The organism is Gallibacterium genomosp. 1, from assembly GCF_001678575.1.
GTDB lineage: Bacteria > Pseudomonadota > Gammaproteobacteria > Enterobacterales > Pasteurellaceae > Gallibacterium.
The window spans coordinates 38,697-61,497 of the sequence record NZ_JTJP01000016.1 but is presented as its reverse complement, the minus strand read 5'-3'; the positions used below and the strand labels follow the sequence as shown (position 1 = coordinate 61,497).

Sequence of the window (22,801 nt, the reverse complement as noted above, 5' to 3'; positions counted from 1 at the left end):
TCTTCCGTTCTGAAGAATGAGTATCAACTAATAAATCTACAACTTTATCCAAATATCCAAAAATATTATAAGGAGATAACGTCATAGCATTATTAATATATTTAGTAATTTTATCACCATTATTTTCATTAAAATATATGATATCCGAATTGATTCCCAATTCACTCATTAATACACTATTATTATGTTCATTTTTTCTATTAATAATTTGATTAGAAGTTTTACCAGAAACTCTAAAAACAAATCTTTCATTTTTAGTGGTTATTAAATAGTTTGTATTTGTCATTCCTCCAATTCTATCACAAGAGAGAATTGATTTCTCATCTATATTTATCAAATGACAAAAAGCAGATATTATATTCTTATAACTCATTCATATATGCCTCAATATTATGTCCTTTTCTATCATTCTCAGGTGGCAATTCTAAATAATTGCCATATTGTTTTTTTAACATAAGATCATAGTCTAATGAAACTGGAAACTCATAATTTTCAAACGTAGTTAATATAAATTTTTCAAAAGAATCTCTGTTATAAATATTCCCATCAACTGGGGCATATACGCTTACACAATTTGATCTTTCTTGCTCTGTGATTTTTTTCATCTTATCTAATACAAAATATATAGAAGGAATTTTTTTATAAACCCTGTTAGCTAAAATGTTTAAAATCCTCCCATGTTTAAATAAATGAGATAATAATTTCCGGTAGAACTTATATTTTTTTTGTTGTTTCTCTGCCTTTTTGGGGTCAGATGAGATATCTTCTAAGATAAAAATATCAATATAAATCCCATACTCAATAATATGATTTTTTGTTTTTTCTATTAACAACGTATTTTTATCAAAAAACTACACTAAATGACCATAGAAAAAATTTTTCTCATCATCAATCCCCCATAATTCGTAATTATCTTTAAGAAGATTACTGCTTTCATTCCATAATTTAACAAATTTATCATATTCTTCTCTTAACATAAAAATATCAATATCATCATCCCAAGGAATAAACCCTTTATGCCTAATAGCACCTAACATTGAACCATATGCTAAAGAATAAGATATGTTATGCTTTCTACAGAAACTATCAAAATTAACTAATACCTGAAGCAAAATTGATTTATAGTCTTTCTCATTTATTTTTTTTCTATCCATAAATATATTCTCAAATTATTTATAAATAACCCTACCTTCCCGCATTTTTCATAATACGATCTTTAGTGAGCTTCCATTCTCTCTCTTTGATGTCTTGGCGTTTATCGTGTTGTTTTTTACCTTTTGCAATACCAATTTTGACTTTTGCCCACGCACTTTTCCAATAAAGTGACAACGCTACAATCGTATATCCATCACGATTTGATTTACCAAATAAGGAGTCAATTTCTCGCTTGCTTAAAAGTAATTTACGTGTGCGAGTTGGATCGCAAACTATATGGGAAGAGGCTACATTTAACGGCGTAATATTTGCCCCGAATAAAAAGGCTTCTCCGTTCTGGAAAATAACATAACTATCACCAATATTGGCTTTGCCTGCTCGTAGTGATTTAACTTCCCAGCCTTGCAATGCCAAACCTGCTTCTATTTCATCTTCAATAAAATAATCGTGTCTTGCTCTTTTATTTAAGGCAATCGTACTGTCTTTTTTAGTTAATTTCTTTTTTGTCATCATTAAAATCCTTCAAAATTTGCAATTATTCTACCTAATCACTATTTGAAAAACAAAGACAAAGTGTCCCTATTCCCAGTTATCGCGCTCTGGTATAGAATGCATTACAATTTTACGTTATTTTTATTCATCAGCTGGTATTCCTATGTCTGAACAACCTGTTTTAACCACATCCAAAGGTGCTAGAGTCGCCGTTGTTGATGGTATTCGTACTCCCTTTATTAAGAAAAATACACTTTTCAAAGAGGCAAGAGCAAAAGATCTCGGAGCAATGGTCGCTAATGAATTATTAAGTCGTTTAGCCGTTCCAAAAGATAAAATTGAGCAAGTCGTATTTGGACAAGTAATCCAAGATCCTGATATTCCTAATCTATCTCGAGAAATATCGCTCTTGTTAAATATGCCAAAAGCGCAATCTTACACTGTTAGCAGCTCTTGTCCAACCGGATTACAGGTGCTAATCAATTTAAGTAACAGTATTTTGATGGGAAATGTTAATTATGCATTAGCAGGTGGCGCTGACTCTTTATCCAATGCACCAATTCGCCTTAACTCTCATTTAATTCAATTGTTTAGAGATGTGATGGCAGCAAAAAGCTATGAAGAAAAATATCGTCTGTTACGTCAAATCACTTGGCAAGATTTCAAATTGCAGGCACTGAATTTAAAAGATCCCTTAACACAACTTTCTCTTTCTGCGGTGTCGGAACAAATGGCGCAAGATTTTCATCTTAGCCGTCAGGAGTTAGACGAATATGCAGCACGCTCCCATCGCTTAGCCTATCAAGCGTGGCAAAGCGGTGAATTACGCCAACAGGTAATGGTTTCTTTTCCACCTCCTTATAAAGATTTCGTGGTTTCCGATAATCAAATTGAGAAACACGTTAAACCGGAGTTTTACCAAAAATTTAAATCTTTTAATGGTAAAAATTATGGCACAGCCACCGATTGGAACACTTCCCATTCATGCGACGGCGCGGCGGCGGTATTGCTGATGAATGAACATACCGCAAAAGCGGAAGGATTGAATATTCTTGGTTATATTCGCTACTATACAATGACAGCAAATGATGTTTGGAAAAATATGTTTGTCGGCGTAACCTATTCCATTGCAAAAGTGTTGCAAAACGCCAATATGCGCCTTTCCGATCTTGATTTAATTGATATTCACGAAACCTCTTCAGCTCAAATTTTATCCAATTTAAAACTGATTGAATCGGAGACCTTCGCTCGGCAGCATCTTAATCGTTCAACTGCAATTGGCAATATTGATATGAGTAAATTAAATATTTTAGGAGGTTCTCTTGCTTATGGTAATCCACGTGCAGTCAGCAGTTTACGTTTGATTATCCAATCATTATATGCTTTGAAACAACGTGGCGGTGGGCGTTCTCTTATTGCGTCAAGCGGTTTAGGAGGCATCGGTGGGGCTATGATTTTGGAGAGCGAATAATGAACAATTTACAGCAAAATACTCAACATTCTCCATTTACACTATCAATTGATGATCAACAGATTGCATCATTGATCGTGAATGTAACTGATAAAAAACGTAACATCTTGTCAGCAGAATTTGTCGATCAGATGTTGCAACTGTTAAACAATCTGCCTAAACAAACAAAAGGTTTAATTTTTTATTCCAGCAAGAAAAATAATTTTATTCAGGGCTTTGATCTCAATAGTTTAATGGGAAAATCTGATAATGAATTGGAAGCCTTTTTGGATAAAATTCATCGATTAATGGAAACCATTCGTCAATTACCATTTCCAACAGTAGCAGCAATTCACGGCTCCTGTTTCGGTCTTGGCTTAGAATTAGCTCTAGCATTTCAATATCGCATTGCTTCTGATGATATTAATACACAATTTGCAATGCCGCAGGTTCGTTCCGGTATTGTGCCTTTCGCCGATGCGATTTCTGCGTTAGTTTCTCACGTTGGTTTAAAGAAAGCCCTCTCTATTTTGCTTTCCGGTGACAAATTTGATGTGCATACAATGCAATCATTAAATTGTATCGATGACGTTGTGCCACAAAGCTTATTGTTACCTACCGCCTTTGAATTTTTCAGCAAAAAAACATTAGTTGCAAAAACGCTTTCAAAAACCGCAAAATTTTGGCAAAAAATTCAAGGATATTGGCATAACAATCCAATATTCCGCCATATTTTGTTTGATGCAGCAGAAAATAAAGAATGGTTGGGGCCGATTGATAACTATCCTGCAATGGCAAAAATTATCGAAATTTTAAAACAGCCAACCCATCCATTGCGTTTAGAAGTTGAACGCCAAGCTTTTATCAGTTTGTTCAACAGCAATAACTCCAAAGTGTTGCGCAACCTTGAACAGACGAAACGAGCAATGCGTTTGCAATATGAAGCTAGAGGAAATAATGTACGCGATGTAAATAAACTCGCTATTATTGGTGGTGGTTTTATGGGAGCTGGAATTGCTTACATCACAGTAAGAAATGCTAAAATTCCAGTAAGAATCAAAGATATACACCCATCCGGCATTGCTAAAGCATTGCATTTAACGCATTCATTATTGCAACAAGAAGTCGGGAAAAAACTGTTATCTTCTGGTGAAATGCAGCAATTAATGTATCTGATTTCCGGTGGTGAACGCTTTTTAGCTGCACCTGATGCTGATTTTGTGATTGAAGCAGTTTATGAGGATCTAACCACTAAACAACAAGTTTTAGAAGAAAGTGAAGTATTCTATAGTGAACATACTATTTTCGCCACTAACACCTCAACCTTATCGATTGCAGACATTGCCAGTGTTGCCAATCGTCCAGAAAACGTTATTGGCTTCCACTATTTTTCCCCGATTTCCAATCGCAAAATGTTGGAAATTATTCCTCACCCTAAAACATCAGAAAAAACAATTGCGACAGCTATCCACTTTGCTATTCAGCAAGGTAAAATTCCGCTTTTGGTTTCCGATAAACCAGGATTTTTTGTAAATCGTATTCTTATTCCTTACCTGTTAGAAGCCTTTTACTGCTTGTGCGACGGTGAAGCGGTTGATTTCATCGATCGTGCTTTGCAGGAATTCGGTTTTGAAATTGGCCCATTGGCTATGTTGGATGATTTTGGTCTGGATCTTTTTGCTAAAATGTTGCCAAGTTTGGAAAGACACTACGGAATGCGTTTCGCCGTGCCGGCAAAATTAGGCAACTTAATCCGCGATCAACGCAAAGGCAGCAAGAATCGGCGTGGTTTTTATCTTTATCATTCACAGAACGGTCAACGCTCTATGGTGGATAAAAGTATCTATTATGTGATGGAAACCATTTCCGAAAATAATTTGGAATCCGAACAGGTGGTTCGCCGTTGTATTCTGATGATGATTAACGAGGCGGCTCGCTGTTTGGAAGAGGGCGTGATCAATGATCCGAATGAAGGTAATATGGCTTCAGTATTGGGCGTATTCTTCCCTGAATTTCGTGGTGGCATTTATGCCTATATCGAACATATCGGTGCCATTTCAATTGTTAAGGCATTGAATGATCACGTAAAACTTTACGGTGAACGCTTCCTGCCTTGTGATTGGCTACTGAATAAAGCCGAACAGGAACAGCAACTTATGCAGAGGTAACACAGATGGCTTCTTCGCAACGTTGGGATATTTACAGCAAAATTTATAATCTCTTTTTACAAACTGCCGATGGAATGCGTAGAAGCCAGTTTGCTCTTCTGGATCAACATAACATCTGGTTGAGCGCGCCCCAATCGGTCTATATCGCCGGTGCCGGAACCGGTTTAGATCTCCCCTATTTAACCTCAAGATTATCTGAAAAAAGCCACTTAACCTTGGTGGATTTCTCGTCGTCAATGCTGCAAAAAGCGGAAATCTTAATTCAAAAGCACAATTACCCTTGGCAGATTGAAACCAAAGTCGGTCGTGCGGAACAAAGTGGATTGCCGGATCAAAGTTGCGATTTAGTGATAATGCACCTGATTTTAGCGGTAACTTCAACGCCGGAACAACTGCTGTCAGAAGCGGTTCGCATTTTAAAACCGAATGGCGTGATTTCACTTTGGGATAAGTTTCTAGCTGATGATCAACAACCGTCCTGTGTTCGTAACGGCTTTGATCGGATTACAACTGCGTTAGGGACAACCATTAATTTACGTCTGAATGATCTGATTGCTGATTTACCGCTTAAAATCGAACAGCGTAATTTCTGTCATTGGGGCTTAATGCAACAAGTGGTATTACGAAAAACAACGTAATACCACCTACTCGCTCCTCAATGTTAATAGCCGTTCATATTATCTTTCGGCAAAAACACTTTATCTTTAATGCGATGCACCTTAGTTTCCAAACGTCCATCAGGATATAAGCTGATTTCACGCCAACCCGGCTGTAGGTTATCCAAAGTGAAATAAGCACAATCCGGTTTAAACTGGATACAGGTAGACGGCGTTGCAAACACCGGAATGCCTTGCCAAACTGCATTCACTTCCTGATGAATATGCCCATAAACTATCGCTTTAATGTTTTTGTGTTTTGCCAAAATTTCAGAAAAATCATATGGATTGCGCAAATTATGCTGATCCAACCAAGCTGAATTTGTCGGCAAAAGATGGTGATGCAATACAATCAGAGTGTTCCGATCCGGATAAAGTGATAAACGTTGTTCCAGCCATTTCAACTCTTCTTCACTCAACATTCCGTGCGGTACGCCATATAACTGACTATCCAACAGAATCACTTGCCAACTCTCGCCCAACAACAGATGTTTTTCCGGCTGAATAACGGCTTTATAAAGATCAAATACCGCTTCCATTTTCGGTTGGAAATCGTGGTTACCGGGAATCCAAAAGATTTTTTTGCCCAGCTGCACAATTTCTTTCACGAAACGGTGATAACCCGCTTCACTGTTATCTTGCACAAAATCCCCTGTTGCAAGAATATAATTGCTCTCAAATCCGGATTTTTTTATCTCACTCAACACCTGTCGAAAACTGTCAAAGGTATTAATACCTAATAATTCACCGTCTTCATCTGCAAACAGGTGAGGGTCCGTTACCTGGAGCAATTTTATTACACCAGCCGATTCGTCACGAAATAGATCTGACATAATGTCTCCTTTCATTAATTCAAATTACTATCTCTACTTTAGACAATTCCATAAAAAAGTCAGCAGCTAAATTATAAAAGTGTTAGTTTACGCACATTTTTTATTGTTTTTTATTCAGAAAATGCTCACTTGTTCACAAATTAACACCATTTCTGTTGCAATTTTTTATAGTTCAACTGCAACCACTGTAACCCAATCACAGCAACACCGTTATCAATTCTGCCTTGTTCCAACCATTGGTAAGCGGTCGCTCGGCTGACAACGTGTACGCGAATATCCTCATTTTCTTCCGCTAAACCGTGAATACCGCCCACTTTGGTTGAATCTACTTTGCCGGCAAAAAGATGGATGCGCTCCGCCATTCCGCCCGGGCTATCCCAAAATTGCATAATCGGCATTACTTCAGTTAAATGCACGCCTGCCTCTTCTTCACTTTCACGAACAGCAACGCCTGCCGGCTGTTCTCCGGTTTCGATCATTCCTGCGACTAATTCCAATAACCAAGGTGATGATGGCGATTTCGGATCAATCGCACCAATCCGAACTTGCTCGACCAAAACAACATTATCCAGTTGCGGATCATAAAGTACGACGGCTGTTGCTTCATTTTTAGCAAGCAGTTCTCGCGTAACAATACCGCTCATTTCTCCGGAAAAAAGTTTGTGACGAAATTTAACCCGTTTCATCGTATAAAAGCCTTTAAATACGACCTCATCACTGACAATTTCAATATCTTTTTGCCCATATTGTTGAATAAATTTATCGTCTGACATTTTTAATCTCCTAATTTTTCTTCTCTGCGACATTGGCTAAAAACAGTGCAATCACCATTAATAAAATCGCCGCTGCCACCGCCAATGTTCCTAGCGAACTTGAGTGATCGACAATGATCAGCCTGATCATTGCCGTAATTCCGATATATAGAAAATAACGTAATGGGAAATGGAAGCCGGCGGTAAAATATTTCACAATCAGAGCTAAAAACTCAAAATAGAGAAAATAGACCACGATTCGTTCCGCCAACACATAGGCAATCGTGGTGTCACTTGCCTTCAACACAATAATCTGCCCCAATTCAAATGTCTGTTTGCCCAGTAAAATCACCAAAATTACCGACAATACCACCAAAGCAATATTTAAAATCCACTGCAATACGCCGGCAAATTTTCGCCCGAAAGCGTGTGGATCCAATTTATTTATTTGTTCTTCTGTCATTACAATTTCCTATTAATCACTCGATAACGTTTTAATTTTACCTTCTGTTGCAGCAAGGATGCGTTTTTTTCTTGCCAACAAAAACAGTGTGATATTGTGCCACTTCCTTGTACAAAGCAAGCTAAATAAAAAGGCAATTCCTGTGCAAAAAAAAGTTGCCCGTTTGGTGCCTCTTGGGTAAAAAAACAACTATTTTCCGGTTCAAACCGCACTTTTGAAATAGCACCGATTCCCCGCCCTTTCGCTTTTAAAATCGCCTCACGAGCACACCAAGTCAAATAAAAAGCCTCATCCTGCTTTTGCTGCGATTGCCACCACGCTATTTCTGTTTTTGAGGCATAATAATGCAATAAACGTTCAAAATTTCTTACCCTCAACGGATGCTCAATATCAATTGCCACCGACTCATTATGCGCTCGTTGTACTAAAATCACTGCCACCCAATCCCCGGAATGGCTTAAATTAAAATCAAATTGCGGTGCATTAAAATGCGGTCTGCCCTGTTGATCCTTTTCAATTCCTTGAGCAAAAACCTGTTCTTGCCCAAGCTGCTGCAATAATTTCCATAATAAAAAATAACCGATTTTGCGCTGCCTTTGTTTATTAGGTGCCATTGAAGTGTGCTTAAAAATCGTGCTTAGATACGAGATCGGTGGCAAAAGGTGAAATGGATAAGATTGATGAATATTTCCCCAAACAACAAAAACCTGCGACATAATGAAAGAGATGTGCATAAAACATAGTGCAAGTGTACTCAAATTCGGCGCCAATACCAATAATATTTCTATTAATTACCTAGATTTTAAGCTATTCTATACCACATTTTTTAATATCATTTTTCATTTCAAATTTCAGTACTCATAGGACAACTTTATTATGCAAGAACAATATCGTCCCGACTTAGTCGAGAGTCGTATTCAAAAATACTGGCAAGATAATAAAACCTTTAAAGTTCAACCCGATCCAAGCAAAGAAAAATATTACTGCTTATCAATGTTCCCTTATCCTTCCGGTCGTTTACATATGGGGCACGTTCGTAATTACACTATCGGCGATGTTATTTCCCGTTACCAACGAATGAACGGCAAAAATGTATTGCAGCCTATCGGTTGGGATGCTTTCGGTTTACCGGCAGAAAATGCAGCAATTAAAAATAAAGCAGCGCCGGCAACTTGGACTTACGATAATATCGAATATATGAAAAACCAACTGAAGATGTTGGGCTTCAGTTATGACTGGGATCGCGAAATTGCGACCTGTAAACCTCAATATTACAAATGGGAACAGTGGTTTTTCACTGAATTATATAAAAAAGGGTTAATTTATAAGAAAACCTCTACCGTTAACTGGTGTCCGAATGACCAAACCGTATTGGCAAATGAGCAGGTAAACGACGGTTGTTGCTGGCGCTGTGATACGCCGGTGGAACAAAAAGAGATCCCACAATGGTTTATCAAAATTACCGATTATGCTGAACAACTGTTGCAAGGATTGGATCAGTTGCCTGAATGGCCGGATCAAGTAAAAGCGATGCAGCGCAACTGGATTGGTCGTTCCGAAGGGGTTGAAATTACCTTTAAAATGCAAGATAGCGATGAAACTGTAACCGTTTATACTACCCGTCCGGATACGTTCTACGGTGTGTCTTATCTTGCCGTGGCTGCCGGACATCCACTGGCGGAACAAGCCGCGAAAAACAATCCTGAATTAGCGCAATTTATCCAAGAATGCCGAAATACCAAAGTGGCAGAAGCGGAATTGGCGACAATGGAGAAAAAAGGGATGTTTACCGGTCGTTATGCACTTCACCCGATTACCGGTGAGGCTGTGCCGGTTTGGATCGCTAATTTCGTTTTAATGCATTACGGTACCGGTGCGGTGATGGCTGTGCCGGCACACGATCAACGCGACTATGAATTTGCGCAAAAATATCATTTACCGTTAAAACCGGTGATTGCACCGCTTGACGGTTCAGAATTGGATCTATCCAAAGCCGCTTACACCGAACACGGTGTTGCCATTAATTCTGCTGAATTCAATGGCTTAGATTTTGAACAGGCTTTTAATGGCATTGCCGATAAATTGGAAGCGATGGGCGTGGGTAAACGCCAAGTGAACTATCGGTTACGCGATTGGGGAGTTTCTCGCCAACGCTATTGGGGAACACCAATCCCGATGCTCACCTTAGAAAACGGTGATGTTGTGCCGGTGCCACTAGCAGATTTGCCAGTCGAGTTGCCGGAAGATGTGGTAATGGACGGAGTGCAAAGTCCGATTAAAGCCGATCCGAATTGGGCAAAGACCACTTACAACGGTCAACCTGCGTTGCGTGAAACCGATACTTTCGACACCTTTATGGAGTCATCTTGGTATTATGCTCGTTATACTTGCCCACAATATCAACAAGGTATGTTAAACAGCGAAGAAGCGAATTATTGGTTGCCGGTGGATCAATATATTGGTGGAATTGAACACGCCACAATGCACCTGCTTTATTTCCGCTTCTATCATAAATTATTGCGTGATGCCGGTTTACTTGCTTGTGATGAACCTGCAACTAAACTTTTATGTCAAGGAATGGTGTTGGCGGATGCCTTCTATTACACTTCAGAAACAAACGAACGCATTTGGGTATCACCAACCAAAGTGACTATTACTCGCGATGAAAAAGGTCGTATTATCAAAGCAGTTGATCCAGAAGGTCACGAATTGGTTCACGCCGGGATGACCAAAATGTCGAAATCGAAAAATAACGGTATCGATCCGCAAGAAATGGTAGAAAAATATGGCGCGGATACGGTTCGTCTATTTATGATGTTTGCCTCTCCGGCAGAAATGACTTTGGAATGGCAAGAATCCGGAGTCGAAGGCGCTAACCGCTTCTTACGCCGTTTGTGGAAATTAACTTATGATTATTTACAACAGCCGGCCACTGTTGAACTTGATCCGAAAGCGTTAAGCGCAGATCAAAAAGCATTACGTCGTGATCTACATAAAACCATTGCTAAAGTGAGCGATGATATTGGTCGTCGTCAAACTTTCAACACCGCCATTGCTGCCATTATGGAGTTAATGAATAAACTCACTAAAGCACCATTGGTGCAAGAGCAAGATCGTGCGGTAATGAAAGAGGCGTTAAATGCGGTGATTAAGATGCTTTATCCAATCACGCCGCATATCTGCTTCCAATTATGGCAAGATCTCGGCAATCAAGATAATATTGATTTTGCGCCGTGGGTTATTGCCGATCAGCAGGCGATGGTCGATGAAGAAAAATTGGTTGTAGTTCAGGTTAATGGTAAAGTTCGCGGAAAAATTACTGTTGCGGCAAGTGCTTCCGAAGAAGAGATCAAAACTGCAGCAATGGCGGATGAAAATGTACAAAAACACTTAGACGGTTTAAATATCGTTAAAGTGATTTATGTTCCTGGCAAATTGCTCAGTTTCGTTGCTAAATAAAAGCAATCATCAACGTGCCACCGCATTAAACGGCGGTGGCATATTACAGTAATCTTAATACTTTAGTTGGAAGTTGTTTAACCTCACTTGCAACGATTATTAAGATGTCAATGAATAAGGAGATTTTGATGCATAAACTAAAATATATTTTCGCCTTGTCTGCGACATTGTTACTCTCTTCTTGCGGTTTCCACTTTGCTAATGACCAACTTTCACAAAAACTTTTTAAAGAAGTCAAACTCAGCAGTGGCGACAAATACAGCGATATTGCCATTGCAATGCGCAAAGAATTGCGTACCCACGGTGTTACTTTGGTCGAAGAAGGAAATGTTCCGACATTAAAATTAAACGGTTCTACCAGCAGTGATGAAGTGGTGTCTGTCTTTAAACAAGGCCGTGAAGCGGAATCCTTACTTTCTTTATCCGTAAGTGCATCTTTGCAAATGCCGGATAAAAAGCAATATCCAATAGAAGTGCAAGTTTCGCGTACATTTTTTGACAACTCTCGTGCCGCATTAGCAAAAAATGCGGAACAGCAACTAATCCGTAATGATATGTACAAGCAGGCGGCACAACAAATTTTAATCAAAATGATCAGTATCCAACAACAATACTAATCTCAATTATGATAATACGGATCTTTGCCAACCAACTTGTCCACACATTGCAACAAAAAACCTATCCTGCATATTTGTTGGTTGGGCAAGATCCACTATTGATTGAAGAAAGCAAATATCACCTTTTTCAATTCGGCAAACAGCAAGGAGCAACACAAAAACAGGAAATCGTTATCGATAGTAATACTGATTGGGCAACACTCTTTACCGATCTACAAACTTTCGGTTTATTTTCACAACAACAGATTTTCCTTTTCACTTTGCCAGATAATATTAACGCCCAGTTACAACAGCAATTACAACAGCTAGTTTCTTTGTTGCATTCCGACATCATCGCTATTTTTCAAATCGCAAAACTGACCACTACCATTGAAAAGCAAGCGTGGTTCAAAACATTAGAACAGATCAAAACATTGCAGATTAATTGCCAAACACCCACTTTAGAACAGTTACCGCAATGGATTCAGCAACGTGCCAAGATGATGGAGTTAAGCATTGATAATGAGGCAATAGAACTTTTAGCTTATAATTATGAAAATAATTTAGCAGCATTAAAACAGACGTTACAACTAATGCAATTGCTTTATCCGCAACAAAAAATTACACTAATAAATGCTGGGCAATGTATTGAACAATCTTCTGTTTTTACGCCGTTTCAATGGATTGATGCTATTTTGCAAGGCAAAAAATATCGCTGTATCCGCATTTTAGAACAGCTACAAAATGAAGGCGATATTCAGCCAGTAATGTTATTGCGTATTTTGCAAAAGGAATTACTCCTTTTATTACGGCTTGGCAGTGATGACAACATAAAAATTAAAAATACGCAACAAATGTTAAACTCCCAGTTGTTACGTCAAAAATTTGATCAATACAAAATTTGGAAAAACAGACGACCACTTTATAGTGCAGCCATCCAACGCTTAAATTATCATCGTTTATACGATGCCATTCAGCATTTAGCTGCCATCGAAAAAGCAATCAAACAACAGGGTGATGAAAACAGTTGGCAAGCATTACAACAACTTACCGTAAAACTTGCCGCCTAATCAGCTTCTGTTTCAGCCAACAATCGTTGAATAATTTTCACATTTGCCGGTGGGAATTGCCCGACATCCAACTCTTTCTGTTCCAACCAAAAACCCTCTTGACCTTCCCGACCAAAAGGCTCGCCAACCCATTCATCTACCAAATAAAAATAGAATGAGATTCTTTTAGTTGGATATTCAAATTCAAAGTGTTCATATAATTTTGCTTGTAATACAAAAATACCGATTTCTTCTTCCAACTCTCGTTTTAACGCCTGTTCCGGAGTTTCACCGTTATCCACTTTACCACCGGGGAATTCCCAAGACTGGGCAAAATCCTTTCCTTCTAACCTTTTAGTTAAATATATCTGTTTGAACTCATTACGAATGATGCCAGCTGATACTTTTACTAATGGTTTCTTCACCTTCAATTACCTCTTATAAGAATAAGGCTTCACTCTAAAAATGAAGCCTCACTATTATTTACTGGATACGTCCGTGACAATGTTTGTATTTTTTACCCGAACCACAAGGACAAGGTTCATTTCTACCGATTTTGCGTTTCGGATGAGAAAAATCACTCTCTGCCGCACTATTTTCCCCAGCATCCTCTCCACTGTGATACTGAATATGCGCTTGTTCAGCAGCTCGCTGTGCAGCATCCATTCTTGCTTTTTCAGCGGCTTCAATTTCCTCTTGAGTACGGACTTGAACTTTGGTCAAAATGCTAACGACATTGAACTTCAATGTTTCCAACATATCTGTAAACATTTGGAAAGACTCTTTCTTGTATTCCTGTTTCGGATCTTTTTGTGCATAACCGCGTAAATGAATTCCTTTACGTAAATGATCCATTGCAGCAAGATGCTCCTTCCATAACTCATCCAATGTCTGCAACATTACACCTTTTTCAAAATTACGCATCGTTTCCGCACCCACTAACGATTCTTTATTTTTATAATCATCTATAGCAATTTGAATAATGCGTTCACGCAAAGTTTCTTCGTGTAGATTATGATCTTCATCTAACCATTTAGCGATTGGCAAATCCATATTGAAATCTGACTTCAAGCGTTTTTCTAGTCCTTCTACATCCCAAAGTTCCTCCAAAGATTGTGGTGGGATATATTGATCAATGACGTGATTGAAAACATCTTCACGAATCACATCAATGGTTTCTGAAATATCATCATTTTCCAATAATTCATTACGCTGTGCATAAATAGCGTGGCGTTGATCATTAGCGACATCATCAAATTCAAGCAGATTTTTACGTCCATCAAAGTTATGCGCCTCCACTTTTGCTTGAGCAGAAGCAATCACTTTAGTCAACATTTTAGACTCCATCGCCTCCCCTGGTTCAGAAAATGCTTTTCGCATTAAATTTAACTTACCTTCATTCAGGTAAATACGCATCAATGCATCATCCAAAGAGAGATAAAAACGAGAAGAACCCGGATCTCCTTGTCGTCCAGAACGACCTCGTAACTGGTTGTCAATTCTACGAGATTCGTGACGTTCCGTACCAATAATATGCAAACCACCCGCTTTCATCACTATATTGTGACGTTCCTGCCACGCTTTTTTAATCGCTTCGATCTGTTCTTCAGTCGGATTTTCCAATTTTGCCACTTCTGCTTTCCAGTTACCGCCTAACACAATGTCGGTACCACGACCTGCCATATTGGTAGCAATAGTCACCGCTCCCGGATAACCGGCATCCGCAACAATTTCCGCTTCTTGGGCGTGGAATTTTGCATTCAACACATTATGTTTAATGCCCTCTTTTTTCAAAATATCAGATAACAATTCTGATTTTTCGATAGATACTGTCCCAACCAAAACTGGCTGTTGGCGAGCAACACAATCTTTAATATCTTCCACAATGGCTTGAAATTTATCCGCTTCATTTTTAAACATTAAATCTGTTCTATCATCACGAATCATTGGTTTATTGGTTGGAATAACAATGGTTTCCAAGCCATAAATTTGTTGGAATTCAAAGGCTTCGGTATCGGCTGTCCCAGTCATTCCTGCCAATTTTTCATATAAACGGAAGTAGTTTTGGTACGTAATGGAAGCAACGGTTTGATTTTCACTTTGAATCTGAACCCCTTCTTTCGCTTCAATGGCTTGGTGTAAACCATCAGACCAACGGCGTCCAGCCATTGTGCGTCCAGTGTGTTCATCAACGATAATCACCTCGCCGTCTTTCACAATATAATCCACATCTCGCTCAAATAAAGCGTGCGCACGCAACGCGGCGTAAACGTGATGCAAAAGGGTAATTTTTGAAGGGGAGTAGAGCGACTCATCCTCTTTCATCAAACCGGCCTGTACCAATAACTTCTCGATCTTAATCTGACCACGTTCAGTCAAATAGGCCTGTTTATTTTTCAAATCAACGGTAAAATCACCATCGCCTTGGTACTCATCGCTATCCTCTTTATCCTGTTTAATTAATTGAGGGATTAATTTATTGATCGCGATATAGAGATCGGAACTGTCTTCCGCCTGTCCGGAAATAATCAATGGTGTACGCGCTTCATCAATCAAAATTGAGTCAACTTCATCGACCAACGCATAATATAGTGGACGTTGAAAACGTTCGTGCATTGTATGTGCCAGATTATCTCTTAAATAATCAAAACCTAATTCACTATTAGTCGCATAAGTGATATCCGCAGCATAAGCCGCGCGTTTCTCTTCAGGCAATAAACCTGGTACATTGACCGCTACTGTCATTCCTAAAAACTCAAAAAGTGGGCGGTTAGTTTCCGCATCACGTCGTGCAAGGTAATCATTAACGGTTACCACGTGTACGCCTTTACCAGTTAACGCATTAAGATAACAAGGTAATGTTGCAGTTAACGTTTTACCTTCACCTGTACGCATTTCTGCAATACAACGATTATTCAACACCATTCCGCCGATTAACTGAACATCAAACGGACGTAACCCCAAAACACGTTTACTCGCTTCACGCACGGTAGCAAAAGCTTCCGGCAGCAATTGTTCCAATGTTTCACCTTTTTCCAAACGATCACGAAACTCTGCTGTTTTTGCTTTTAGCTGCTCATCGGAAAGAGCTTCAAATTCAGGTTCTAATTTATTGATTAAACTCACACGCTTATTTAAGCGACGTAAAATACGGTCATTACGACTTCCAAAAAGTTTTCTTGCAATAGCTGATAACATAATAATTTCTTTTTCAAAATAGAATAAATACCTTACCGGTTACCTTTCACCGATACCTACATCATAAACTAAACTATTGGTTTAGGCCCGGCACGAATAAGAATTTGGTAACGATTAAGATGCTGAGGACGATTCTGCACCACCGAATATTGAACCGGTTGCATTCTGCTTTTTTGCCGGATAACTTCTATTTGCTGCAACTGTTTTTTTAATGCAACAAACTGCAAATTTATCTGCTGTGATTCAATGCTAATAACAGATTGATTCGTTTCCGGTTGCAATGGAATAACCTGATTAGGCTGCTCGCTGTGAATCGGCAAAAACAGTAACGTTAGCAAACTTAGAATCAAGCGATGCCAGGCTGTTTTTTTTCCGATTTTCAATGAAAAAAGATAATTCACTACAATACCTAATAAAACTGGTTAAAATGGAAAAGATTATAAAATAGTTGCGTTATAATAGCATAAAATTCACTGACGGAAGGGACGGAAATGTCATTAAATGATAAGAAACAGATTAGAAATCAAAAAACATTGAATGTGAATGAAATTTTACAACACTCCTCGCTTTCTGGGCTGTTAGAGCAACACCAAAAACGACAACAATTTTATCGCAATATTGAACAATGCATTCCAACTCAATTCCGAGGTCAGATCCGTATTGCTCAATATAATGAAGAAAAAATTTTATTTCACGTTGCCAATGGTAGTGTACGACAAGCATTATTACTTCAACAGGCTCAACTGCTCCGCAATATCAACACTATTTGTCCTACCATCAATCAACTCGAATTCAAGGTAATTCCAACGATGCCGCTCTCATCTGCTGTTTAGCTTGCCATTTTTGCAAATCTTGCTTTTCAAAAACCGCGATCAACTCTTTCACTTTAATGCGTTTTTCTCCGGAATGGCTGATCGAGCGCTGCACATTAATGCGCTTAAATCTTGCGCCTTGATAAATACGGCGTGTAAAAACGGTATCGTGATTAGAGATCATCACCAGTGCATTATGCTGCTGGGCGGTCTGTTTCGATAACTCTGCCAACTCTTTTTGCTGAGTTAAACCGAAATCATTGCCGGCATAACGGGTAAAATTGCTTTCCTGCTTTATCGGTGCATAAGGCGGATCACAATAAATCACGCTATTTTCACTTGCTGCAGCAAATGTTTGCTGAAAAGAGGCACAAATAAACTCTGCTTTCTGTGCTTTTTCTGCAAAATAATGCAATTCCTTCTCCGGAAAATAGTGCTGTCTGTAACTGCCAAAGGGTACATTGAACTCATTTTCGCTGTTGTAACGACATAAGCCGTTAAAACCAAAACGATTTAAATAAAGGAAAATTATTGCTCGTAACCAACGGTCTTCACTTTGATTAAAAAGTGTTCTTAACTGATAATAACGTGTTGCCGTGTTTGCTTCGGGATGTATAAAAAGCGAACGACTCTCTTTGATATAAGTATTAACGTCCGCCTTCACAATATTAAAGAGATTGATCAAATCGGGATTAATATCCGCCAGTAAATAATGATCAAAATCACTATTTAAAAAGACGGTTCCTGCCCCGACAAAAGGTTCTATTAATTGCGTCTTTCCTTTCGGATAAAGACGCTTAATATCATCAATAACGCGATATTTACCACCTGCCCACTTCAGAAAAGAGCGGTATTTTGGCATCAGGATCTTTGACGGCATAAATTAATGCGGTTTAATGCAGTCTTGGATTGATTGCAACACTAGTGCTTTATCCACATCCGATGTTACATAAGCACTTCCCAGTGATTTTAATAAAATCAAACGAAGTTTTCCTGCCAACACTTTTTTGTCGCGCATCATATGCGGCAAATAGTCATCTGCCGTCATTTCATCCGGAGAGTGTACCGGCAAATCAGCCTGTTGCAACAGATGTTGTAAGCGAGCAATATCTACAGAGGATATATCGCCCAAATGATAAGAAAGATACGCCGCCATCACCATTCCAACAGCAACAGCTTCACCGTGAAGCCATTTACCGTAACCAAGATGAGTTTCAATCGCGTGACCAAAAGTATGACCTAAATTAAGCAACGCTCTTTCACCTTGCTCAGTTTCATCTTTTGCTACGGTTAACGCTTTTAACTCACAGCAACGTTGAATGCAGTACTGCAAAGCACTCGGCTGCAACTGAATTAATTCATCAATATGCTGCTCCAACCAAACAAAGAAATCATAATCTAGAATCGCACCATATTTAATCACTTCTGCCAATCCGGCACTCACTTCTCTGCTCGGCAAAGTACTCAACGTATCTGTATCAATAATAACTTTACTTGGTTGATAAAATGCACCAATCATATTTTTACCAAGCTCGTGATTGACCGCTGTTTTGCCGCCAACAGAGGAATCCACTTGCGCCAATAGTGTGGTTGGAACCTGAATAAAACGAACACCACGTTGATACGAAGCTGCTGCATAACCGGCAATATCACCAATCACGCCACCGCCTAGTGCTAATATGGTAGTATCACGACCGTGTTTTGCTTCCAACAAAGCCGTGAAAATCTGATTTAAAGATGCCAATGTTTTATACTGCTCACCATCATTTAATAGCACTTCATCAACTACGCACCCTAGCTGTTGCAACGTATTTTTCACCGTAGTTAAATAAAATTTTGCAACAGTCGGATTGCTGACAATCATTACCTTATCGCCTGCTTTCAAAGGAGAATAATGGCTAGGATCGGATAATAATCCACTACCAATCGCAATCGGATAACGACGCTCTTTAAGTTCTACATATACATTGACCATTTTTCTATCCTTAATTCAAGCTACAAGCTATCGATTAGCCGGCAAAATTTTCTAATAAATCAATAATATTATTTGCCATTAATTTAGCACTTTGATCATCTGTCTGCAGTGTAATGTCTGCAATTTCTTCATACAACGGCGTACGAATTTTAGCCAAATCTTCCAATACTTTACGCGGATCTTCCACACCCTGTAATAGAGGACGTTTTTTATCACGCAAAGTACGTTGATGTTGTTTTTCTACTGTGGTTTCTAAATAAATCACAATACCACGCGCTGAAAGATGATTGCGATTTTCTTTAGACATCACTGCACCGCCGCCGGTCGATAAAACAATGCCTTGACGTTGAGTCAATTCATTAATAATGCGTTCTTCTCTTTTTCTGAACCCTTCTTCGCCCTCAACATCAAAAATCCAACCGATATCAGCACCTGCTCGCTGTTCAATTTCAGTATCAGAATCCACAAAATCCATACTTAGCAGTTGAGCAAGTTGACGACCAATCGTACTTTTCCCTGCTCCCATCGGGCCAATTAAAAAAATATTTCTTTTTTCCGCCATTTTTATCGTTCTTAAGGTTTAAAAATTATGAATAGTTTGATCTTTGAATATTGTAACACTCACACACAATGTTGTTTTTATTACAAAAGAAAAAGAATACCGAAGTATTCTTCATAATTACAACACTCAAAAGATCCCCTAGACCTCGAATGTTTATTGAGATAGTTCAATATTATCTCAAGAAATGGGATTATATTTCAACCTTGCATTGTATTTTTATCAAAGATTGTTTCCTTGTATAAAATCCTGTTTCCGCTTTTGATAATTTTCTATCGTTTCTTGAGAATTATGAATAATTCTTGGCGTAATAAAAATCACCAATTCACGTTTCTGATGACGCTCCGATTTGCTACTAAATAACTTGCCTAATCCGGGAATATCTCCCAACAACGGCACTTTATTTTCACCTTTTCCGATCAGATCGTGAAAAATACCACCTAACACCACAGTTTCTCCATCTTTCACCAACACTTGCGATTGCACTTCCTGTTTATCAATCGTTACCACTTGCCCGGCACCATAAGGAATACTCGCACCTGCTGAATTCTGTGTCACCACCAAATCCAGAGAAATTACACCTTGATGCAGCACTTGTGGAGTCACTTCCAAACCCAATACTGCTTCTTTAAATTCAATATGAGTACGGCTGCTACGTTCTGTATCATCTTCGATAACATAAGGAATTTCAGAACCTTGCTTAATCGATGCCTTTCTTTGGTTAGATGTCAACAAATGTGGGCTGGCAATAATTTCCACATTATTTTCCTGTTCCAACGCTTTTAACTCTAAATCCAACAGCCGTCCGTGAATTTTCGCCACCTGTAATGCAATAGATGCAGCCTCCGAACTCGTTGAAAAATTAACATTTAAATGAGAACTTAAATTTTCCAAGCCAAAACTATCAAATTTAGCCGCCACTTTGTGAAAATTATCCGCATCACTAAACATTCCCCAACGAACGCCAAGCTCATTTAAACTTTCATTATTAATCGTCACTATACGTGCCTCTATGGCAATCTGCTTACCCGGTTTATCCAGTTGAGAAATTAACTGTTTAAATTTTTGTATCTGCTGTTTATCCCCTTTCACCAACAATAAATTGTTGCTCGGTTCAACACTAAATCCGCTCAAGCCGGACAAAAGCCCATTACCGTTTTCATTAAAAATTTTATACAATTCATTCACTTGTATATATTTCACAGCAATTGCTTCAAATTCATCTGTCGCAGCCAAATTTTTATCCTCTATTAAGTCAGGCATTATATTCGCCTCTTCCGCAAAAAAAGGATCTAATATCACTTTTTTGCTCCAACCGCTCAATGACATCATCATACAAACCACCAGTATTATGCCTTTCTTCATTAATGGAACTCCTCTGCAAATAACTGAATAGAAATATGTAATACACGCGGTAACATCGGATCACGCTCCAGTTTCACTGAAGAAACTGCCCATTCCGCTAAAATAGACTGAAACAACAAATCAAGATTCATAATAAATTGTTGAAATTCCATATAAATTTGCAATTCTACTTTCACCGTTTCATTATTATTAACTTGCATTTCAAAACGAAGATCGCCCTTATCGGCAGCAAATTGCGATAATTGCTGATGAAGATCGGATAATTTCTGCGTATTCTGTTTAGAACTTAAACGCTCGCTCACACGTTTTTGCAAGGAAGAAAGTATCTGCTGTTGTTGAGCTGTTTTTAAACGTAAATCGGTAATTTGCTGTGAAAAATCGGCTATCTGCTGCGAACGTTGCCAACTTTGCCACAACGGATAAGCACAAATAACAATAAAAAGAAACAACCATCCGCAAGCTAACCAATAATGAGGCAAATTTAAGCAATACCAATACACACCTTTTGGATATTTCGTACCAAGCTCCATCACTCCTCCTTGCTTTTACTAAAATCCAATTTGAAGCGATATAACTTCTGTTCATCCGGTGTCAATTCATTGCTTAAAAAAGTTATCGGATAGGGCCACTTTGCAAGCAGATGTTGTTGCAATGCATAAAATGATTGCTGATCAATTTTTTCTCCGCTTAACATAAAAACAGTGCTGTTCCGCTGTTCTTGGCTAAAAGGATTAATCTCAATTCTCACCAAATTTAACAACGCACCGTTAAGTGGTAAATGCGACAAATTTGTCATAAAAAAGTTGATATCATCCAATGACAACTTCTCTAGTTTGACCTGATTACTGAGTATTTTTCGCTGATGTAACTGTTTATTTTCGATTTGTTGTAATTGTTGACTTAATTCCTGATATGAACTGTTTAATTGATTCAACGCAAGCCGCTGTTGCCGTTCATATTGCAAACTAAAATACCAAATCATTGCCGACAAAATAATCAATAATAGGGCTGCTAGGGCAAGTCGGCGTAATCTTTGCCGATACAATGGAGAACGCCAATCCAATAAATTAATCTCATTTTGCACCGATACCTTCCCCCCATAATGCGCACCCTAAACTTAAAAACGCATACTGTGCTTTTGCTTCCAATAGGATATGGTTTTCCGGCAGTCCAAGTTGAGATAAATCACGCTCTTCGGACTGTTCTTGATAAATCACCATTTTGGAAAAGCGATTAGCAAAACGTTCCTGAAAACGGCTCCAACTCTGAGCCAACGAAGATTGACTGACCACGATTTCTGTTTTTAACGACGAATACAGGATAAATATCGTCTGCTCGGCGCAATAACAATATAACAATGTTTCTGTCTTATCCGGTTGAATTTCATAATAAAATGCCCGAAACAACACTCTAGGCAATACATCCAAAATATTCAGATCAAATTGTCGATACTTAGCCAGTTCCGCTTCTGCATTTTTTTGTTTAACCACATAAAGATCTATCTGTTGTCCTTGATACACATAATCAAACCAGATCGGCATTCCATCGTTAGGTACGTCATTCTCCAACATTGAATAAACCTGTTGTGCAACCTCGTATTGCGTTAAGGATTGCGGGCAGAGATAACGCTTATGCCAAACTAAATGTATCGGCAACACGGAAATATAAAGTAAATGTTTCGCTTCAAGTTGGAACTGTTGGGAAAGCTGTTTCTCCAACTGCATACGATCTTCAACTTTCCCACACACAAGTTCACCATCTTGCTTAAAAAAAGAGTAGAAAAAACAATTATCTATAAAAACGATTCCGACTTTAACCA

General features: G+C 38.6%; 22 protein-coding genes and 2 pseudogenes. 7 read left to right on the top strand and 17 right to left on the bottom strand.

Features of this window, described 5'->3' with window-relative positions:
* The 3 genes and pseudogenes from QV04_RS04505 to smpB all read right to left on the bottom strand — a co-directional run.
* Positions 1–373, bottom strand: a pseudogene (locus QV04_RS04505) (hypothetical protein); the annotation flags it as partial.
* A pseudogene (locus tag QV04_RS04500) lies at positions 363–1,037 on the bottom strand (LicD family protein). The pseudogenes QV04_RS04505 and QV04_RS04500, both read right to left, overlap by 11 nt.
* Positions 1,038–1,185: 148 nt before the next feature.
* Positions 1,186–1,665, bottom strand: coding sequence for an SsrA-binding protein SmpB (gene smpB, locus QV04_RS04490; protein ID WP_065233236.1), 480 nt, complete (start codon positions 1,663–1,665; stop codon positions 1,186–1,188).
* A 145-nt stretch (positions 1,666–1,810) separates the two neighbouring features.
* Between smpB and QV04_RS04485 the strand changes: the two genes are divergently transcribed.
* From QV04_RS04485 to QV04_RS04475, 3 genes are read left to right on the top strand one after another with little or no spacing between them, the layout of a single operon-like run.
* Positions 1,811–3,118: an acetyl-CoA C-acyltransferase gene (locus QV04_RS04485; RefSeq protein WP_065233235.1), complete on the top strand. Its 1,308-nt coding sequence runs from the start codon at positions 1,811–1,813 to the stop codon at positions 3,116–3,118.
* The gene (locus QV04_RS04480) at positions 3,118–5,265 is read left to right on the top strand and encodes a 3-hydroxyacyl-CoA dehydrogenase NAD-binding domain-containing protein (RefSeq protein ID WP_065233234.1); all 2,148 of its coding nucleotides are present in this window, start codon (positions 3,118–3,120) and stop codon (positions 5,263–5,265) included. Before QV04_RS04485 ends, QV04_RS04480 begins: the two co-directional genes overlap by 1 nt.
* A 5-nt stretch (positions 5,266–5,270) precedes the next feature.
* On the top strand, positions 5,271–5,903 hold the full coding sequence (locus tag QV04_RS04475) for a class I SAM-dependent methyltransferase (RefSeq protein ID WP_065233233.1): 633 nt from the start codon (positions 5,271–5,273) through the stop codon (positions 5,901–5,903).
* A gap of 23 nt (positions 5,904–5,926) precedes the next feature.
* Here QV04_RS04475 and cpdA read toward each other — a convergent pair whose 3' ends face one another.
* The 4 genes from cpdA to QV04_RS04455 all read right to left on the bottom strand — a co-directional run bounded on the left by cpdA (position 5,927) and on the right by QV04_RS04455 (position 8,583).
* Positions 5,927–6,754 carry a 3',5'-cyclic-AMP phosphodiesterase gene (gene cpdA, locus QV04_RS04470; RefSeq protein WP_013746264.1) on the bottom strand — a complete coding sequence of 276 codons (828 nt, stop codon included), beginning with the start codon at positions 6,752–6,754 and terminating at the stop codon, positions 5,927–5,929.
* Between the two features lie 140 nt (positions 6,755–6,894).
* Positions 6,895–7,527 carry an ADP-ribose diphosphatase gene (gene nudF, locus QV04_RS04465; protein WP_013746265.1) on the bottom strand — a complete coding sequence of 211 codons (633 nt, stop codon included), beginning with the start codon at positions 7,525–7,527 and terminating at the stop codon, positions 6,895–6,897.
* A 10-nt stretch (positions 7,528–7,537) separates the two neighbouring features.
* Complete coding sequence (gene psiE / locus QV04_RS04460; protein WP_013746266.1) at positions 7,538–7,969, bottom strand: phosphate-starvation-inducible protein PsiE; 432 nt, start codon at positions 7,967–7,969, stop codon at positions 7,538–7,540.
* Positions 7,969–8,583 (bottom strand): 4'-phosphopantetheinyl transferase family protein, encoded by a 615-nt coding sequence (locus QV04_RS04455; protein ID WP_039173181.1) that lies wholly within the window; start codon positions 8,581–8,583, stop codon positions 7,969–7,971. The genes psiE and QV04_RS04455 overlap by 1 nt, the downstream gene beginning before the upstream one ends.
* 262 nt (positions 8,584–8,845) lie before the next feature.
* On the opposite strand from QV04_RS04455, the gene leuS reads away from it, so the two are divergent.
* The 3 genes from leuS to holA all read left to right on the top strand — a co-directional run bounded on the left by leuS (position 8,846) and on the right by holA (position 13,094).
* Positions 8,846–11,428, top strand: coding sequence for a leucine--tRNA ligase (gene leuS, locus QV04_RS04450; protein WP_065233232.1), 2,583 nt, complete (start codon positions 8,846–8,848; stop codon positions 11,426–11,428).
* A gap of 125 nt (positions 11,429–11,553) precedes the next feature.
* Positions 11,554–12,045, top strand: coding sequence for an LPS assembly lipoprotein LptE (gene lptE, locus QV04_RS04445; RefSeq protein ID WP_026211100.1), 492 nt, complete (start codon positions 11,554–11,556; stop codon positions 12,043–12,045).
* 11 nt (positions 12,046–12,056) lie between these two features.
* The gene (holA, locus tag QV04_RS04440) at positions 12,057–13,094 is read left to right on the top strand and encodes a DNA polymerase III subunit delta (RefSeq protein WP_039158003.1); all 1,038 of its coding nucleotides are present in this window, start codon (positions 12,057–12,059) and stop codon (positions 13,092–13,094) included.
* Here the strand turns inward: holA and mutT are convergent.
* The 3 genes from mutT to secM form a co-directional block, all read right to left on the bottom strand.
* Positions 13,091–13,498 (bottom strand): 8-oxo-dGTP diphosphatase MutT, encoded by a 408-nt coding sequence (mutT, locus tag QV04_RS04435; RefSeq protein ID WP_039134037.1) that lies wholly within the window; start codon positions 13,496–13,498, stop codon positions 13,091–13,093. The genes holA and mutT overlap by 4 nt on opposite strands.
* A gap of 58 nt (positions 13,499–13,556) precedes the next feature.
* A complete protein-coding gene (gene secA, locus QV04_RS04430; RefSeq protein ID WP_065233231.1) occupies positions 13,557–16,271 on the bottom strand; it encodes a preprotein translocase subunit SecA in 2,715 nt (904 codons plus the stop codon).
* A gap of 68 nt (positions 16,272–16,339) precedes the next feature.
* Entirely contained in the window at positions 16,340–16,672 is a 333-nt protein-coding gene (gene secM / locus QV04_RS04425) for a secA translation cis-regulator SecM (protein ID WP_065233230.1), read from the bottom strand.
* A 90-nt stretch (positions 16,673–16,762) separates the two neighbouring features.
* On the opposite strand from secM, the gene QV04_RS04420 reads away from it, so the two are divergent.
* Positions 16,763–17,104 (top strand): DciA family protein, encoded by a 342-nt coding sequence (locus tag QV04_RS04420; RefSeq protein ID WP_039134028.1) that lies wholly within the window; start codon positions 16,763–16,765, stop codon positions 17,102–17,104.
* Here QV04_RS04420 and QV04_RS04415 read toward each other — a convergent pair.
* The 7 genes from QV04_RS04415 to QV04_RS04385 form a co-directional block, all read right to left on the bottom strand.
* The gene (locus tag QV04_RS04415; RefSeq protein ID WP_065233229.1) at positions 17,064–17,963 is read right to left on the bottom strand and encodes a Dam family site-specific DNA-(adenine-N6)-methyltransferase; all 900 of its coding nucleotides are present in this window, start codon (positions 17,961–17,963) and stop codon (positions 17,064–17,066) included. The genes QV04_RS04420 and QV04_RS04415 overlap by 41 nt on opposite strands.
* A 3-nt stretch (positions 17,964–17,966) precedes the next feature.
* Entirely contained in the window at positions 17,967–19,058 is a 1,092-nt protein-coding gene (gene aroB, locus QV04_RS04410) for a 3-dehydroquinate synthase (RefSeq protein ID WP_065233228.1), read from the bottom strand.
* A 34-nt stretch (positions 19,059–19,092) separates the two neighbouring features.
* Entirely contained in the window at positions 19,093–19,620 is a 528-nt protein-coding gene (aroK, locus tag QV04_RS04405) for a shikimate kinase AroK (protein ID WP_013746277.1), read from the bottom strand.
* Between the two features lie 219 nt (positions 19,621–19,839).
* Positions 19,840–20,982 (bottom strand): type IV pilus secretin PilQ, encoded by a 1,143-nt coding sequence (gene pilQ, locus QV04_RS04400; protein WP_052118806.1) that lies wholly within the window; start codon positions 20,980–20,982, stop codon positions 19,840–19,842.
* The gene (locus QV04_RS04395; RefSeq protein ID WP_039086216.1) at positions 20,982–21,512 is read right to left on the bottom strand and encodes a hypothetical protein; all 531 of its coding nucleotides are present in this window, start codon (positions 21,510–21,512) and stop codon (positions 20,982–20,984) included. The genes pilQ and QV04_RS04395 overlap by 1 nt, the downstream gene beginning before the upstream one ends.
* Complete coding sequence (locus QV04_RS04390; protein ID WP_065233227.1) at positions 21,512–22,066, bottom strand: hypothetical protein; 555 nt, start codon at positions 22,064–22,066, stop codon at positions 21,512–21,514. Before QV04_RS04390 ends, QV04_RS04395 begins: the two co-directional genes overlap by 1 nt.
* Entirely contained in the window at positions 22,056–22,730 is a 675-nt protein-coding gene (locus tag QV04_RS04385; protein ID WP_230589407.1) for a hypothetical protein, read from the bottom strand. The genes QV04_RS04390 and QV04_RS04385 overlap by 11 nt, the downstream gene beginning before the upstream one ends.
* Positions 22,731–22,801: the final 71 nt, after the last annotated feature.

Coding starts and splice junctions, on each gene's coding strand:
- smpB (WP_065233236.1), bottom strand. CDS start 1,665: ATGACAAAAAAGAAATTAACTAAAAAAGACAGTACGATTGCCTTAAAT.
- QV04_RS04485 (WP_065233235.1), top strand. CDS start 1,811: ATGTCTGAACAACCTGTTTTAACCACATCCAAAGGTGCTAGAGTCGCC.
- QV04_RS04480 (WP_065233234.1), top strand. CDS start 3,118: ATGAACAATTTACAGCAAAATACTCAACATTCTCCATTTACACTATCA.
- QV04_RS04475 (WP_065233233.1), top strand. CDS start 5,271: ATGGCTTCTTCGCAACGTTGGGATATTTACAGCAAAATTTATAATCTC.
- cpdA (WP_013746264.1), bottom strand. CDS start 6,754: ATGTCAGATCTATTTCGTGACGAATCGGCTGGTGTAATAAAATTGCTC.
- nudF (WP_013746265.1), bottom strand. CDS start 7,527: ATGTCAGACGATAAATTTATTCAACAATATGGGCAAAAAGATATTGAA.
- psiE (WP_013746266.1), bottom strand. CDS start 7,969: ATGACAGAAGAACAAATAAATAAATTGGATCCACACGCTTTCGGGCGA.
- QV04_RS04455 (WP_039173181.1), bottom strand. CDS start 8,583: ATGGCACCTAATAAACAAAGGCAGCGCAAAATCGGTTATTTTTTATTA.
- leuS (WP_065233232.1), top strand. CDS start 8,846: ATGCAAGAACAATATCGTCCCGACTTAGTCGAGAGTCGTATTCAAAAA.
- secA (WP_065233231.1), bottom strand. CDS start 16,271: ATGTTATCAGCTATTGCAAGAAAACTTTTTGGAAGTCGTAATGACCGT.
- QV04_RS04420 (WP_039134028.1), top strand. CDS start 16,763: ATGTCATTAAATGATAAGAAACAGATTAGAAATCAAAAAACATTGAAT.
- QV04_RS04415 (WP_065233229.1), bottom strand. CDS start 17,963: ATGCCGTCAAAGATCCTGATGCCAAAATACCGCTCTTTTCTGAAGTGG.
- aroB (WP_065233228.1), bottom strand. CDS start 19,058: ATGGTCAATGTATATGTAGAACTTAAAGAGCGTCGTTATCCGATTGCG.
- aroK (WP_013746277.1), bottom strand. CDS start 19,620: ATGGCGGAAAAAAGAAATATTTTTTTAATTGGCCCGATGGGAGCAGGG.
- pilQ (WP_052118806.1), bottom strand. CDS start 20,982: ATGAAGAAAGGCATAATACTGGTGGTTTGTATGATGATGTCATTGAGC.
- QV04_RS04395 (WP_039086216.1), bottom strand. CDS start 21,512: ATGGAGCTTGGTACGAAATATCCAAAAGGTGTGTATTGGTATTGCTTA.